The following is a 16,153-nucleotide window of genomic DNA, read 5'->3' on the forward strand; positions in this document are numbered from 1 at the left end:
CGCCGCGTTGAGCCCAATGAAGACGGCATGCCGCGCGGAGCCTGCGATAACGTTGTCTCGTGCCTGCTTTATTTGATGGTCTGAAACGGATCCTCGTGGGCCGGCCCTTCAGCACCGAACAGCTGAAAAAGAAGCCGCTCCCACCGAAAATTGCGCTGCCGGTTTTCTCCTCCAGCGCCCTGTCCTCGCTGGCCTACGCCCCGGACGAAATCCTGCTGACCCTGGCCATGGCCGGCGTCGCGGCGACCATGCTCTCCCCGGCGGTGGGCGTGGCCGTGCTGGTGGTGCTCGTGGTGCTGGTGCTGTCCTACCGGCAGTCCATCAAGGCCTACCCCTCCGGCGGCGGCGACTACGAGATCGTGCGCACGAACCTCGGCGCCCGGCCGGGCACCGCCGTGGCCGCGGCCCTGCTGGTGGACTTCGTGCTCACCGTCGCGGTCTCCAGTTCCTCGGCCGCCCAGTACCTCAGCGGGCTGTTCCCGGTGCTGGGGGAGCACCGCGGCCTGGTCGCGGCGGGCATCGTGGTTTTCCTGGTGGTGGCGAACCTGCGCGGGCGCGGCCAGAGCCGCTGGGCGCTGGCGGTGCCGGTGTACCTGTTCGTCTTCGGCATGCTGGCGCTGATCGCGATCGGCGGGCTGCTGGCGGCCACCGGCAAGCTGGGCCTGGCGCCCAGCGCCGAGTTCACCATTGTGCCCGAGGAGCAGTTCTCCAACGGGCTGCACGGCGTGGTGGGCGCGCTGCTGATCCTGCGCGCCTTCTCCACCGGCTCCGCGGTGCTGACCGGCATCGAGGTGCCGATCTCCAACGTCCAGTCCCTGGCCAAGCCGCGCGCCCGCAACGCCGGGCGCATCCTGCTGGTGGTTGGACTGCTCTCCGGGGTGCTGACCCTGGGCACGCTGATGCTGGCGCGGGCCAGCGGCATCAAGGTCGTCGCCGACCCCCAGAAGTCCCTGATGCTGGACGGGCTGCCGGTGTCCGCGGACTATGTCCAGGTGCCGGTGCTCGGCCAGCTGGCGCAGGCGGTGTTCGGCGACTTCATGCTGGGCACCGTGGTCGTCTCGGTGCTGACCATCCTGGTGCTGCTGCTGGCCGGCAACCAGGCCTTCAACTCCTTCCCGTCGCTGGCCAGCCACCTGGCCACCGACGGCTACCTGCCCCGCCAGCTGCGCACGCGCGGTGACCGGCTGGGCTTCTCCAACGGCATCCTGTCCCTGGGCGTCGCCGCGGTGCTGCTGGTCCTGGTGTTCCAGGGCGATGTCACGATCCTGATCCAGTTGTACGTGGTGGGTGTGTTCGTCTCCTTCACGCTGAGCCAGCTGGGCATGCTCAAGCACTGGAACCGCGAGCTGGTCCCGGTCGCGGACCGGCGCATCCGCGCCGCGAAAAAACGCCAGCGCCTGCTGAACCTGGTGGGCCTGGTGCTCTCCGGGCTGGTCCTGCTGATCGTGCTGGCCACCCGCTTCGTGCACGGCGCCTGGATCGCGGTGCTGGGTATCGTGCTGCTGATGTTCGTGATGAACTCGCTGCACCGCCACTACCAGCAGGTGGATGCCGAACTGTCCATCGAGGACGGAGGCCAGGCCACCGCGCTGCCGGCGCGCGTGCACGCCCTGGTGCTGGTCTCCACGCTGCGCAAACCGGTGCTGCGCGCGCTGGCCTTCGCCCGGGCCAGCCGCCCCTCGAAGCTCGAAGCGATCATCGTCGACGTGGAGCCGCAGAAGACCCAGCGCACCCTGCAGGACTGGGAGCGGCTGCGCATCCCGGTGCCGATCACCGCGCTGGCATCGCCCTACCGCGACATCCCCGGGGCGCTGATCGAGCACATCCGCTCGATCAAGCGCGAGTCCCCGCGTGATCTGATCGTGGTCTACATTCCCGAATACGTGGTCGGCCACTGGTGGGAGCAGCTGGTGCACAACCAGACCGCCCTGCGGGTGAAGAACCGGCTGCACTATGAGCCCGGGGTGCTGATCGCCTCCGTGCCCTGGCGCCTGCTGAGCGCCAAGAACGCCCTGGGCGGCGGGCCGACCGAGGAATCCTCGGCCCACCGCGAACCCAAACCCCTGCCGAAGGACTAAACCCCGTGACTGAATTACCCACCCTGACCCTGCGCCTGGGCGCCATCGCCCACGGCGGACACACCGTGGCCCGCCACGAGGGGCGGGTCATCTTCGTCCGCCACGGCATCCCCGGCGAACTGGTCACCGTCCGGCTGACCGAGAGCGGCGAGAACGCCAAGTTCTGGCGCGCCGACGTCGTGGAGGTGCAGGAAGCGAGCGAGCACCGCGTTCCGCATTTCTGGGCCGCGGCCGACGCCCTGCGCCGCCGCGACCCGGTGGGCGGCGCCGAATTCGGCCACATCACCCTGGAGCACCAGCGCGAGCTGAAGGCCGCGGTGGCCGCCGAGCAGCTGACCCGGCTGGGCGGCCTGAAGGCCGAGGACTACAACTTCCCCGCCGTGCAGCCGGTGGCCGGGCAGGGCGACGGCCTGGGCTGGCGCACCCGCATGTCCTACTCCGTGGACGCCGACGGCAAGCTGGCCATGAGCGGCTTCCGCAGCAATACGCTCACCGCCATCGACTCCATGCCGCTGGCCCACCCGGCCATCGAGCGCACCGGGCTGTACGCGATGGACTTCAGCGGTATCGAGCGGGTGGAGGCCGCTGTCTCCAGCGCGGACGACGCCACCGTGCTGATCCTGCTGGCCGAGTCCCGCCCCGGCGCGGCCCGCAAGGCGGCCCGCCAGTTCCCCGAGGGCGTCAACGTAGCGGCCTTCAGCCAGCAGGGCGGCTCGGCCGCCGACGGCCGCGGCGAGCTGCAGGCGCTGACCGGGCGCAGCTGGCTGCAGGAGTCAGTGCTGGGGGAGGGCTTCCGCATCACCGGCGAGGGCTTCTGGCAGGTGCACCGCGCCGCGGCCACCGTGCTGAGCGAACGGGTCCTGGAACTGACCGAACCGGCGCGCGGTGAGCAGATCGCGGACCTGTACGCCGGGGCGGGCCTGTTCTCGCTGCCGCTGGCGAAGGCCGTGGGTCCCGAAGGGCGCGTGTTCTCCATCGAGGGCGCGCCGGGCACCCACGCCGATGCCAAGAAGAACCTGCGCGAGCTGCGCCAGGCCAGCGTCATCCGCGGCCGCGTGGAACGCGTGCTGCGCCAGGTCGCCCGCGACGCCCAGCTCGATGCGGTCGTGCTCGACCCGCCGCGGGCCGGAATCGACAAGCAGGTGGCCGCCGAATTGGGTTCCAGCGGTGTTTCGCGCATTTGTTACGTCTCCTGCGACCCGGCATCTTTCGCCCGGGATACCGCTCGATTGACCTCCCGTGGCTACGAATTAGCGCACATGGAGATTCACGATTTGTACCCGCACACCCACCACATGGAGTCGATCGGGCTCTTTGTACGCCGTTAGACCGGCGAATATTGCCGTTTGGACACGAATTTGGCGGAAAATTATCCCTGTTCATTCTTTTTGTCCTAGTTGGCGATAGACTGTTTTTAGCTCTGCAACGATACAAGCATGAGAATCTCAGTTAGGAACTCCTAACTGGAATGCGAGTGTGTGCGTGCAACAGAATGAGTGTCTGGCGAGAGGAGTCCCACGTGAGCAATGTGGACAGCTTCGGTGCCAAGGGCGTACTTGACGTCAATGGAACCGAATACGAAATTTACCGACTGAATACGGTCGAAGGCTCAGAAAGCCTTCCCTACAGCCTTAAGGTTCTTCTGGAGAACCTGCTTCGCACCGAAGATGGTGCGAACGTTACCGGCGAGCACGTCAAGGCGCTGGGACAGTGGGATGCTTCGGCGCAGCCGAACACCGAAATCCAGTTCACCCCGGCCCGTGTGATCATGCAGGACTTCACCGGCGTTCCATGTGTTGTCGACCTTGCCACCATGCGCGAGGCCGTCAAGGAACTGGGCGGCGACCCAACCCGTGTGAACCCACTGGCTCCTGCCGAAATGGTCATCGACCACTCGGTGCAGATCGACACCTTCGGTTTCGAAGGCGCCGTCGAGCGCAACATGGAGATCGAGTACCAGCGCAACGGGGAGCGTTACCAGTTCCTGCGCTGGGGCCAGACCGCGTTTGACGACTTCAAGGTCGTCCCACCGGGCACCGGCATCGTGCACCAGGTCAACATCGAGTACCTGGCTCGCACCATCATGACCCGCGAGGTCGACGGCGTACTGCGTGCCTACCCGGACACCTGCGTCGGCACCGACTCGCACACCACCATGGTCAACGGCCTGGGCGTGCTGGGCTGGGGCGTTGGCGGCATCGAGGCTGAGGCAGCGATGCTCGGCCAGCCTGTCTCCATGCTGATCCCGCGTGTTGTCGGCTTCAAGCTCTCGGGCGAGATCCCGGCCGGCGCGACCGCCACCGACGTGGTGCTGACCATCACCGAAATGCTGCGCAAGCACGGTGTTGTGGGCAAGTTCGTCGAGTTCTACGGTGAAGGCGTGGCAGCAGTGCCGCTGGCCAACCGTGCAACCATCGGCAACATGTCCCCTGAGTTCGGTTCGACCGCAGCCATGTTCCCGATCGACGATGTCACCCTCGACTACCTGCGCCTGACCGGCCGCAGCGAGGAGAACATCGCACTGGTCGAGGCTTACGCCAAGGAACAGGGCATGTGGCACGATCCAAGCCGCGAGATCCGTTTCTCGGAGTACATGGAACTGGACCTGTCCACCGTGGTTCCATCGATCGCCGGCCCGAAGCGTCCGCAGGACCGCATCGAGCTGTCGAGCTCGAAGGAGCAGTTCCGCAAGGACCTGCACAACTACGTGTCGGACACCGAGGACACCCAGGGCGCAGGCCGCCCATCGGTCGCCGTCGAGGTCACCAAGGAAGATGGAACCCAGTTCACCCTGGACCACGGCCTGGTCTCGATCGCATCGATCACCTCGTGCACCAACACCTCCAACCCTTCGGTGATGCTTGCAGCAGCAGTGCTGGCTCGCAACGCCGCCGAGAAGGGCCTGTCCTCCAAGCCATGGGTCAAGACTTCGGTCGCCCCGGGCTCGAAGGTCGTCACCGAGTACTACGAGGCTTCCGGCCTGCTGCCATACCTGGAGAAGCTCGGCTTCTTCGTGGTCGGCTACGGCTGCGCCACCTGCATCGGCAACTCCGGTCCGCTGGATGCCGAGATCTCCGAGGCCATCCAGGCCAACGACCTCGCCGCCACCGCAGTGCTCTCGGGCAACCGCAACTTCGAAGGTCGCATCAACCCGGACGTGAAGATGAACTACCTGGCTTCCCCGCCACTGGTCATCGCCTACGCCCTGGCCGGCACCATGGACTTCGACTTCGAGACCGACTCGCTGGGCAAGGACACCGAGGGCAACGACGTCTTCCTGAAGGACATCTGGCCATCGCCGGTCGAGGTCCAGCAGATCATCGACTCGTCGATCGACAAGGAGATGTTCGCCAAGGGCTACGAGGGAGTCTTCGAGGGCGACGCCCGCTGGAAGGCACTGGACACCCCTGAGGGTTCGACCTTCGCATGGGACGAGAAGTCGACCTATGCCCGCAAGGCACCGTACTTCGACGGCATGACCGCCGAGCCGCAGCCTGTCCAGGACATCGACGGTGCCCGCGTGCTGTTGAAGCTGGGCGATTCGGTCACCACCGACCACATCTCGCCTGCAGGTTCCTTCAAGTCGGAGACCCCGGCTGGTCGCTACCTGATCGAGAACGGCGTGGATCGCAAGGACTTCAACTCCTACGGCTCGCGCCGTGGCAACCACGAAGTCATGATCCGCGGTACCTTCGCGAACATCCGCATCAAGAACCAGCTGCTGGACGGCGTCGAGGGTGGCTTCACCCGCGACTTCACCCAGGAAGGTGCTCCGCAGTCGTACGTGTACGACGCTGCAGAGAACTACAAGGCCGCCGGCACTCCGCTGGTCGTCCTGGGCGGCAAGGAATACGGTTCGGGCTCCTCGCGTGACTGGGCCGCCAAGGGCACCGCACTGCTGGGCGTCAAGGCTGTCATCACCGAGTCCTTCGAGCGCATCCACCGCTCGAACCTGATCGGCATGGGCGTTCTGCCGCTGCAGTTCCCAGAAGGCGAGTCGGCTGACTCGCTGGGCCTGACCGGCACCGAAACCTTCGCAGTCTCCGGCGTCACCGAACTGAACAACGGTGTCACCCCGAAGACCCTGAAGGTCACCGCAACCGCTGAAGACGGCAAGGTCGTCGAGTTCGACGCAGTCCTGCGTATCGACACCCCGGGTGAAGCAGACTACTACCGCAACGGTGGCATCCTGCAGTACGTGCTGCGCCAGATCGCAGCCGCCAACTAAGGATCCCGCTTCGATCCTTGATCGACGTGAACCCTAGGTAGTTCCGCAACCCGGAACACCGTGAGACCCAAGGCCCCGGCCTTGGGTCTCACGGTGTTAAACGTGCAAGAATGTTCGGGCGGCGAGCAGCTGCCCGGATGCGTCCGGACCGCCAATCAGCCCTGCCAAGGTGAAAGCAGCGATGCGCGAGATGACGACTCGAAAACCCCGTCTAGACCAGTTCCTGGATCCAGCGCAACTCGATGCGGTCGAACGCTGGCTGCCTGACTGCACCGTAGTCGCGGACCTCTCCTGGCATGAGACCGATACCCTGGTCCTGCACCTGCGTACCCCCGGAAGCGACTACATCCTCAAAAGCGCCGGAGCCGTGAACCGTCATTTCGAGCGGGAACTTGTCGCCCACAGCGGGCCGACGGCGGCACTGGTCGAGTCGGGGTTCGGCGCTGCGCTGCGTTTCGCCGATTCCCGGGCCAGGCTCATGATCCTCGAATATCTTCCCGGACGCCTCAGCGAGCACACCGCACGGGAACTGGACCCGGAATTCCACCGCCAGGCCGGACACGCCCTGCGAACCCTGCACCAGGGCACGGGGCGGCTCGACGCAGAATACGAATCGAAGCTGCTGGCCGTGAGCCTGAAGCGGCTGGGACAAGGGCACCGGATCGAACCGGAGAACGAACGCCGGGCCTACGAGGCCCTGCGGGCCTACCGGCCGCGGCCGGTCCGGCTGGTTCCAACCCACGGCGACTGGCAGCCGCGCAACTGGTTGAGCGACCATGGAAACTTGAAGGTCATCGATTTCGGCCGTTTCGACTACCGTGCACCGTCCACCGACTTGGTGCGGCTGGCCAACCAGCAATGGCTGGGGCGCCCCGAGCTTGAAAAGGCTTTCCTGCAGGGCTACGGCGGCGACCCGCGACAGGCACGCAGCTGGCCGATCGAATGCCTGCATGAGGCTATCGGCACGGTCGTCTATGCCTACCGCCTCGGCGCCGAGGACTTCGAAGCCCAGGGCCAGCGCATGCTCGGCCGGGCCTTGCAGCTTGCCGGGTGCTGAAGACCGCCAGGCCGGCATCGGCCACCCGCCGGTGATCCACGGTGCCGGCAGCCCTATTCGGAACGCGCGGTGCGCAGCATCTTCAGGGTGTCCCGGACGGCGAAGATCCGCTGCCGAAGTCCGTGGGCGCCGAAGGGCTCCAGCGAGATGAGCATGCGGATCCGTCCGAGCAGTCCCATCCGCAGCTTCGCACGCCGGGTGCCGAGCTCCGCTGCAGCCCGCGGGAGCTGCTCGAAGATCGACCGCCCTGCGGGAACGTCCCGCCGGATGACCAGCGGAACCCAGCTGCCATCGATCCTGGCCCGTGCCCGGTATTCCCACGCGGTGGCGGTGCGCACGACGCCGCCGGCGGCCAAGGGGATCGGAGGCTTCCCGCGCCGCCCGGTGATAAACCCGGTCACGGTTCCGGGCTGCATATCATCCAGCGGCAGCCACACGGTCAGCCGCACCCCGAACCCATGCCCGGACAACTGTTCGTTCCAGCTGACGCCAACCGGCCCATCGGTCATGGCGGTGCATCGGTAATCGGCGTGAACCCCTTCCGGCCGAGACCGCTCAAGATAGGCGACCGCGTCCCGGTAGCCCATGGACATCAGCGTCGACGCGCTGATCCGCCCCAGATAGAAGACCGGGTCCAGCGGCAGCGGGTGCTCCGGCTTGATGACATGCAGGACGAATTCACGTCCAGCGGCCTTGGCCTGCTCGAAATCGGCCAGCAGCCCGCCGGTGGCGCTCATTTCGATCATGTGCACGTACTGTTCCAGCGGGCCGTTGCCCCAGTACGGGGAGTTGCCCACGCACCAGACCAACCAGATTTCCCTAGCGCCATGATCCAGCGCCGCGGTGATATTCGCATCCCGGATCCACGCCGCATCGGTCCAGGTGGCCCCGTCGCGATGCAGCGGCGCGGTGAAAATCGGCAAGCTCATGCCCGCCACCAGCAGCTGCGGGTCCACGTCTTTGGATGAGACCGCGATGCTTCGCTTTTCGGTGAAGTTCGCGATGTTGAACGTCCCGGGAGTCTTGCTTTTCCGGATGGCCTCCACATCCACGCCCATGGAGGGGAACAACTTGGTGATCATTGCCTCGGGGCTGGAAAGCGCCGGCAGGTTCCATGGCCCCCGCAGGTAGTCGCGCAGCGGCAACGGCGAGGAGAAATGGGAGACCTTCACCGAGGCCCAATGCTTCATCATCTGGTCTGCATCCTGCCCGGAGAGCATCATGGCGGTGTTCAGGATTCCGCCGGAGGTCCCGTCCACATGGGTGAACTCCAGGCCCGCTTCTTCCAGGGCCTTGAGCACGCCAGCCTGCCAGGCGACGCGCATGCCTCCGCCGGCGAGCACCAGCGAGCGTTTCACCGCAGCGTCCGTTCATGCTTCGGGAGCATCTTCGCGCCCAGGCCGGCGGCCAGCACCGCGGCCGAGAGCAGGTCGAACGCCGCGACGGCCAGCGCCCGGCGGGCGAACACGCCGCGGCGCACCCCAATCGCGACCGCGCCGACCGCGCCGGCCTTCTGGACCACGGACCAGAACAGCGCCAGGCGCATCGACTTGCGGCAGAGCATCGAGTGGGTCAACATCCCGCCGGTGACCGTCATGAACATGCCGACCGTTCCGAACAGCTGGCAGGTCGCCGGCGAATTCTCGGCCCCGACGAGCTTCAGCACGAGGCCCGGAGCAGCCGCCTGGCTTGCCCCGGACACCACGGTGACAGCACCGATGCCAAGCGCCGCGCGATCCAGCAGCGGGCCGGAACAGGATTTTACTGATGTGCGTTTCATGGCAGTGCCTCCCATAATTCATGGCCCGCCAGCAGATAACCGACCGCGGCCGCCCAGTAAACCAATGCTGCGTAGAATCTCGCCCAGTTGCGCGTGACCCACTGGCGCATCGTGGCGCGCAGCTCGGACTCGTCGGTCACCGCACCGGTCAGCAGCTGCTGGTTGACCGGACGCATGGACAGCGCAAACCACAAGGCCAGGAACATGTATGCCGCGGCGGTGGCGATGGCGAAGGCCAGCGCCCACACGTGGGTGCGGCCCAGCCACATCTGGACCAACGGGGCGACCAGCAAGGGGAGGAACATGATCCCCAGGAAACGGGTGATCGCCGTGATGGGCACAGCGAAGACCGTCGACAGCTCATCGAGCCGCAAGCCGAGAAACACCGGACGCAGGAAGAACTGCGCCACCGTCATGAATCCGAGATACAACGATGCCCCAAAGACGGTGACCAGTGCCGAAACCAGTGCGGTCCAGGCCAGTGCCGCGCTCATTGGACTCGGCTTTGGTCCCGTTGCGGAGGGTCGGGCCAGTCTTCGCCCAGCCCCAGCCCGACCACCGAATCCATGCCGTCCCCGCCGTAGGGGGCGCGGTCACGGCCGTACTGGAACCATGCCTCGTAATGGTCATCCAGCACCCCGTGCGAATCGGGGATATACAGGGTGAACACCGGCTGCGGGTCGAAATCCAACCCGGCCAGCCCTGCCACCTGAGGCAGGTCGCCGAACTCCAGCCGCGCCTTGGCCTGCCGGCCGATCGACACGTCGGCGGTGCCCTGGAAGTAGATGCTCGACTTGTAGAGCATGCCGCGGAACGAGCAGTAGTTCACCGCACCGACCTTGATCGGCAGCGCGGTGGGCGCCGGGCGGTCGATCTCCACCAGCGCGCCCTTCACCCCGTCCAGCTCGTAGGCGCTGGACACTGTCTGGTCCGTCACCTTGAAGTCGAGGCTGGCCTGGTGCTTTGGCATGCCCCAGATGCCCTTGCCGCCCTTGACCGAGATCTCCGTGCTCACCGGCAAATCCACCACGTACTGCCCCAGGTTCAGGGTTTTCTGGAACAGCATGGGCAGCAGCGGCGGCGCCGGCCGCATGCCGCGGGTGACCGCCAGGGCCAGCGAGTACTCGATATAGGCGCCGATATCCGTGGCCAGGTAATTGATCACGGTGACCATCAGCAGCGATTTCCCTCCCGGCAGACGGAACGGATGCAGCTCCTCGCCGGGGATCAGCCGCGCGGCCGCTTTGGCGTCGACGGGGAACGCGGTCATCAGGACCGGCGAGGGCTCGGAGTTCACCGGCAGCAGGTAGCTGATGCCGTCCACGGTGGCCTTCTGCCCGGACAGCTGCCGCTGGCGAGCCGGCAGCGCGGAGGGCAGCAGGCGCAGCGCCGAACGCAGCGGGGGTAGCAGATTCATGATGCAAGCTCCTGAAGGATCAGAGGATAGGTGTCGCGCCAGGCGTCCCTGCCGAAAATAAGGTCCAGATGCCCGTAGCCGGGAATCACGTGCAGCGAATGCTTCCCGGGGGCGTAGTGGTCGAAGAACTCGTAGGTGCGCCGCTGCCCCTGCGGCAGGAAGCAGCGGTTGTCCGCCCCGGCGATGAAGGAGAACCGCGCCTCGGTGCGCGGCGGCCCGTCCACCAGCGAGGCGGGAAGCTGGCTGCGCTTCCCGGTGGGCACCAGGTATCCTGCCTTGACGCTGTCGGCCATCTGGCGGAAGAAGGACAACGGGGCGCCGGCGAACTCCCCGATGATCCAGCGGTGGGTGGCGTCATCCAGGTTCGCATGGGACCACAGGGCCGGGTGCCCTGCCCCGTAGGTGAAGGACACCAGCCGGCAGACGGTGTTGTCGCATTCGTGGTGGGTCAGCTTCACCCCTGAACGCACGATGCGCGAGAAATACCCCTGGGACTTGTAGCCCCAGCGCGGGGAGAGCATCGGGGTGAACCCGCCCAGCAGCGGCAGCAGGTGGGTGATCTTCTGGCGGGACACCCAGGGGACGTCCACGAACAGCGAGGAGGCATTGGAGACGATGGTGCGCACCTGCGGCAGCAGCCCGGCCACGGCCGCGATGGTGAAGGAGGTCGACCCCTGGCAGTGCACGAACGCCGCGAGCGACTCCGCCCCGGTGCGGGCCAGCACCTCGCGCACCGCCGCCGGATGGTCGAACACTGCCGCGTCATCCAGCGTCCAGGCCACCGGCGGCAGGTCGATGGACGCGCGCCAGTTCAGCATCCACACGTCCCAGCCCTCGTCCAGCAGGGCGTCCACCAGGGTGCGGGCGATCGGCGGCCGGAACAGCTCGGCGCGCACCCCGGCCCCGTGCACCAGCAGCACCGGTCCGCGCGGGGCGTCCGGGCAACGGCGCGATGATACGTGGATGAGTGTCAGCGGCAGCCCGTCGTCAGCCGAAAACTGCACCACCTCGGTCGCATGATCGGCGCGGGTTGTCTGCACTGTGGTCATTGGACACCTCCCGGGGTGCTGAAGCCGTTGATGCTCACGATGATCGGATCCTCCAGCAGGCGCAGCTGCGGCAGCCCGCCGACGGGCACCGGGCGCATCTGGTTACGGGTGCTGGGCCCGGTCTCCCAGTCGTGGACGACGGTGTCGGCAATCACCGGATAGATCACCAGGGTGCCGTCCTCGCGCAGGTGCATACGCAAGAACCCCTTGCCGTCCTCGTAGGCCAGCGCCGTCATCTTCAGCCGGCCCACCGCCCCGGACGGGGCGAACACCAAATGCAGTGCAAAGGCCATCGTGCCGGCGGCCGCGCCCAGCACCGTGGCATAGACCGCGGCCAGCAGCACGGTGATCCACCCGGCGCTCCAGCTCCGCTGCCAGGGCAGGGCGATGAGCCCCGTGAAGATGCCCGACGCCAGCAGCAGCTGCACCCCGACAAGAAGCAGCGGCTGCACCAGCGGGCTGGCTCTCCCGGAGTCCCCGGGCCCGGCCTTGACCAATCCCCGGGCGTTGCGCGCCAGCCACAGCAGCAGGGCCACCAGCAGCGGCACCACGAACAGGAACACCACAATGCCCGCGGCGTGGACCCAGTCGCCCGAACCCAGCGCCTCGGGGTACGAATCCCCGGTGATCCCGGAGAAAATGGTGCACAAGAACATGAAGCAGCCCAGGTGCACCACACCCAGCCCGGTGCTGAACCACGGGTTGCGCCAGGGCAGGAAAAATTGGCTGAACGGGTTGGCCAGCTTCCAGTGCAGCGCCCGCTCCTGCGCGGGCGTCGGGTATACGGTGTCGGCCAGCGCATACCGCTGGCGCTCGGCCGGATTCACCATCTCCCGCGAACCGGTGGGCGGCAGCAGCAGCTCGGGCGACAGGTGCCGGGCCCCCGAAAGGTAGGCCCCGCCCAGCCCGCAGGTCAGCAGCTGCTCGCGCCGCGGGTCTTCCGGCCCTGCCTGCTCATGCAGCTGGGCGTAGCGCGCGTAGTGGTGCTTGTCCCCGCTCAACCGCACCCGGATCTGCGCCCCGGTGGGCGTCGATTCCCCGGTCGCCGGATCCGTCCGCCGCAACAGGTAGTGGTTCTCGAAGTAGCGCAGCGCGTTGTTCGCGTTCGGGTCGCCGTCCGGCAGCGTCCCGGTGGCCTCCCAGGTGGGGGAGGAGGCGCACAGGATGATCGCGTCGCCCGGCTTCAGGTGCCGCGTCACCTCCGCCTCGAAGTACTGCAGCTGCGGCCGGTCGATGTAGCTGCCCAGTTCGCTGTCCAGCGCCACCAGCCACCAGGTCTTCTGCACGGTGTTGGCTTCCAGGTTCGTCAGCCGCGCGGCGAAGTAGCCGCGGGACTGCAGGGTCTGCCACCCGCCGATCTTCGCCTGCTGGCAGAAGATGCGTTCGAAGGCCGTCAGCCCGTCGTACCAGTCGTGGTTTCCGGGCAGCGCCAGCAGCGCGGCCGGCGGCCCCGGGAGCGACGCGGCCCGGTAGGGGCGCACCAGCCGGTCCTCGTAGGCGCGTTCGGACGCTGCGGGGTAGACCTCGTCACCGCCCATGACCAGCAGCTGCGACTTGGGCAACGCCACCTGCGGCCGGCCGGGATCCGCGGCCTGTACCTGCAGCTCGGGCTGGGCCAGCGCCCAGGCCATGGTGTAGGTCGCGTCGAAGCCGTCGCCCAGGTCAGCGATGAAGTCGATCCAGCGGCCCTGCTCCTGCGGCGGGAAGCCGCCCAAGTCCAGGGCCCGCTGCGGAAAGATGCTCTGCGTTTCCCGGTTGTCCATGAACCCCAGGAAGACGTGGGCGGCCAATGACTGGATGCCGGTGCGCAGCAGCTCGGGCGGGGACAGCCAGCGCACCGCCGGCCGGGGGCGGAACCCCAGTTCATGCTCGAACTGCGCCAACTCATGCTGGTTCATGATCAGGCTTCCCGGAGCGGCGCGGTGCAAGGTAGCTGCGGTACAGCGACCCGAGGAACAGCCCTCCGAAGGCCGACAGCGCCTGGAGTTTGCGCGGGCCCTGCGCCCTGAAGGTCGTGAGCTGGCGTGCGAAGTCCAACGGCTCGATGTACAGGACGCCGGATCCCAGCACCGCCGGGTCCTCGGAGGCCAGCAACCCGGAGGCCGCGGGCAGTTCCGGAGGCGGCGGGAAGACGTGTCCGTCCAGCAGCTGCACGAACAGCGTCGTGGTGTCCGGCCAGAGGTCCAGGCCCGGCCCGTCCTGGATGTCCTTGAACCCCACCATGGTCAGCTTCCGCCCGCCGGGGGACTGGATGTGCAGCCGGTACAGCATCAGCCGGCGCTGTTGCCCGTCGGGCACAAACAGGTTGAACCAGCCGCGCAGCACCGGGCAATGCCCGCCCAGCACGTCCGCGTCGAGGAAGCCCTCGGCGCTCGCCGGGTGGCGTGGGTCGTCGGTGAAGCGCTCGATGTCCTTGGCGGTGATGGTCAGGGTGAACATCATCCGCTCATGGCGCAGCGACGCCTGCTCCAGGCCGGATTTCGGTTCGCCCACACCCAGGGTGACGTGCCCGCGCATGGTCTCCGTGAACGCCACCGTGGTGGCCCGGGGATTAAAGAGCCCGGCCGGATCCTGCGCGTCCGTGGCGGTGTCCTCGGCAGCTGCGTCGGCGGGGGCGGCCCCGGCCGCGGCGCCAGGGGAGGCCCACTGCTGGTCGAGCAGGTGCTCGCAGGCCCGGTCCGCCATCGCGGCGATGGTCAGCGACGGATTCGGGCCGACCGGACCCGGCATGGCGGCGCCGTCCACCACGTACAGGCCCGGCTGGCCGTACACCGCGGACCACGGGTCGCAGACCCCGACCCGGTCGTTCGCGCCGATCGGCGCCCCGCCCAGCGGATGCACCGTGACCACGCGCTGGGCCTTCCACAGCGGGTTGTCCTTGAAGGCGGCGCCCAGCTGGTCGCCGATGCCGCGCATGGTGCCGCGCACGGATTCGAAGTACTCCTGTGATGTGGACAGCGTCCAGTCCGCGGCCAGGCGGCCCTCGCGCAGGTACATGCGCCCGTCGGGCACATCCCGGCCCATGCCCAGCAGCGGCAGCGCGGTGCTGGAGAAGCTCCCCTGGCCCAGCGCCATGGCCAGGTCGGCGGAGATGCTGCTGCGGTTCTGCTGGAACAGCCGGTTCTCGAGGATCTTCGCGGCCACCTTGCCGGCGCGCGGCAGGGCCTGGCGGAACTGCGAGAGTTCCATGAGCCAGTTGAAGAACGCCGGGTAGCCGGCGTCCTGCAGGTAGTAGCCGCGTCCGGTGGCCCCGTTGCCGTCCGCTGCGTCCGCGACTCGCACGGTGCTGGTGATGACCGGGCCGTGGTTGCCGTAGAGCCGGCGCGGCACCGTGCGGCCTTCCACCTGTTCGCTGGCGTTGAACAGCAGTCCCAGCAGGTCTCCGTTGCTGCTGAATCGGGTGCCCAGCGCCGGGCTGATCCCCGGCAGGGTCATCCGGTTGCGCAGCAGCAGGTAGCTGGTGCCAAAGGTGCCGGCGGCCAGCAGCAGCTTGGCGCAGCGGATCAGCCGTTCGGGCAGGTCTGCGGTGGCGGCGGGCTGCTGCGGGTCGTGGACGACGTAGCGCACCAGCCAGCTGCCGTCGGTCTCTCGGGAGAAGCCGCGCACCTCGTGCAGCGTGCGGAGATCGGCGTTGCCGGTTGCCGCCGCCGCGGAAAGGTAGTTGTGGTCCAGGGTGTTCTTGGCTCCCGAGTTGCAGCCCAGATCGCATTCGCCGCACAGCGTGCAGGTGGTGCGGGGCTTGCCGTGGATGTTGCCGTAATCCGCCAGCGGCAGCATCCTGCCCGGCTGGGCGGGGGAGCTTGCATCGGTGGAGAAGCTCACCGCCAGCGGCGGACGGAACACCGTGTGGCCGCCGGCCCGGGCGGCCTGCTCGAAGGCGTTGGTCTTGGCGGTGTCAGGGTAGGGGTAGCGGTTCACGCCGATCATGTCCTCGACGCGCTGGTAGTGCTGCTCCAGGTCCCGGTACCCGATGGGCCAGGATTCATAGCCGCCGCCGGGCAGCGGGGATTCGTTGACGAACCACTTCTCGTCCTTGCGCAGCAGCACGTTCGCGTAGATCAGCGAGCCGCCGCCCAGACCGCTGGAGACCAGCCCCTCCAGGCCGCGCAGTGTCCAGGCGTCGAACAGCCCGTAGAGTTTTTCGCTCGGATCCCAAAAGGCGGTGGCCAATTCCGCCGGGGAGCGGGCGAAATCGCCGGGCCCGTAGGATCGGCCGCGTTCCATCAGGACCACTTGCTTGCCGGCCTCGGCCAGGCGGTAGGTCGCCACCGAACCGCCGAACCCCGAACCGACCACAACTGCATCTACATATTCCGTCGGCACCCGGCCGGCACGAATTTCCCCCATGTCCCCCTCCTGGGAAGACCTAGCAGATTCGCGAGGTGGATAGCCTCGTGTCCAGAATTAGGCTCATCTTACCTACGCCGGACGAGTGTGGAAAGAGGGAAACTCGACAGCTTCTAGTTTCTTTTCCGTCGTCGTGACCGCGGTCGAACTGGGCGTAGCCAACATCATCATCGAAAAATTGGTTTCAGCCCAAAAGG

The 16,153-nt window shown here is 67.2% G+C and carries 11 protein-coding genes; 4 read left to right on the forward strand and 7 right to left on the reverse strand.

Annotated features, from left to right (window positions below):
* The first annotated feature begins 59 nt into the window (after nucleotides 1-59).
* From IEY43_RS01050 to IEY43_RS01065, 4 genes are all read left to right on the forward strand, one after another.
* The gene (locus tag IEY43_RS01050; RefSeq protein ID WP_188946726.1) at nucleotides 60-2,078 is read left to right on the forward strand and encodes an APC family permease; all 2,019 of its coding nucleotides are present in this window, start codon (nucleotides 60-62) and stop codon (nucleotides 2,076-2,078) included.
* Nucleotides 2,079-2,083: 5 nt separating this feature from the next.
* On the forward strand, nucleotides 2,084-3,406 hold the full coding sequence (locus tag IEY43_RS01055; RefSeq protein ID WP_188946727.1) for a class I SAM-dependent RNA methyltransferase: 1,323 nt from the start codon (nucleotides 2,084-2,086) through the stop codon (nucleotides 3,404-3,406).
* A 164-nt stretch (nucleotides 3,407-3,570) separates the two neighbouring features.
* A complete protein-coding gene (gene acnA, locus IEY43_RS01060; RefSeq protein WP_188946728.1) occupies nucleotides 3,571-6,306 on the forward strand; it encodes an aconitate hydratase AcnA in 2,736 nt (911 codons plus the stop codon).
* Between the two features lie 181 nt (nucleotides 6,307-6,487).
* The gene (locus tag IEY43_RS01065) at nucleotides 6,488-7,363 is read left to right on the forward strand and encodes a phosphotransferase (protein ID WP_188946729.1); all 876 of its coding nucleotides are present in this window, start codon (nucleotides 6,488-6,490) and stop codon (nucleotides 7,361-7,363) included.
* 53 nt (nucleotides 7,364-7,416) lie between these two features.
* On the opposite strand, the gene IEY43_RS01070 is transcribed toward IEY43_RS01065, so the two are convergent.
* Genes IEY43_RS01070 through IEY43_RS18390 form a run of 7 tightly spaced genes read right to left on the reverse strand, consistent with a single transcriptional unit; the run spans nucleotide 7,417 to nucleotide 15,956 of the window.
* Nucleotides 7,417-8,721, reverse strand: a complete 1,305-nt coding sequence (locus IEY43_RS01070) for a patatin-like phospholipase family protein (RefSeq protein WP_188946730.1) — start codon at nucleotides 8,719-8,721, stop codon at nucleotides 7,417-7,419.
* Entirely contained in the window at nucleotides 8,718-9,143 is a 426-nt protein-coding gene (locus IEY43_RS01075) for a hypothetical protein (RefSeq protein WP_188946731.1), read from the reverse strand. The genes IEY43_RS01070 and IEY43_RS01075 overlap by 4 nt, the downstream gene beginning before the upstream one ends.
* On the reverse strand, nucleotides 9,140-9,637 hold the full coding sequence (locus IEY43_RS01080) for a hypothetical protein (protein ID WP_188946732.1): 498 nt from the start codon (nucleotides 9,635-9,637) through the stop codon (nucleotides 9,140-9,142). The genes IEY43_RS01075 and IEY43_RS01080 overlap by 4 nt, the downstream gene beginning before the upstream one ends.
* Nucleotides 9,634-10,560: an acetoacetate decarboxylase family protein gene (locus IEY43_RS01085; protein WP_188946733.1), complete on the reverse strand. Its 927-nt coding sequence runs from the start codon at nucleotides 10,558-10,560 to the stop codon at nucleotides 9,634-9,636. The genes IEY43_RS01080 and IEY43_RS01085 overlap by 4 nt, the downstream gene beginning before the upstream one ends.
* A complete protein-coding gene (locus tag IEY43_RS01090) occupies nucleotides 10,557-11,609 on the reverse strand; it encodes an alpha/beta hydrolase (protein WP_188946734.1) in 1,053 nt (350 codons plus the stop codon). The genes IEY43_RS01085 and IEY43_RS01090 overlap by 4 nt, the downstream gene beginning before the upstream one ends.
* Nucleotides 11,606-13,507, reverse strand: coding sequence for a hypothetical protein (locus IEY43_RS01095; RefSeq protein ID WP_188946735.1), 1,902 nt, complete (start codon nucleotides 13,505-13,507; stop codon nucleotides 11,606-11,608). Before IEY43_RS01095 ends, IEY43_RS01090 begins: the two co-directional genes overlap by 4 nt.
* A complete protein-coding gene (locus tag IEY43_RS18390; protein ID WP_188946736.1) occupies nucleotides 13,494-15,956 on the reverse strand; it encodes a GMC oxidoreductase in 2,463 nt (820 codons plus the stop codon). The genes IEY43_RS01095 and IEY43_RS18390 overlap by 14 nt, the downstream gene beginning before the upstream one ends.
* Nucleotides 15,957-16,153: the final 197 nt, after the last annotated feature.

It is taken from the genome of Glutamicibacter protophormiae, assembly GCF_014647495.1.
Taxonomy (GTDB): Bacteria; Actinomycetota; Actinomycetes; order Actinomycetales; family Micrococcaceae; genus Glutamicibacter; species Glutamicibacter protophormiae.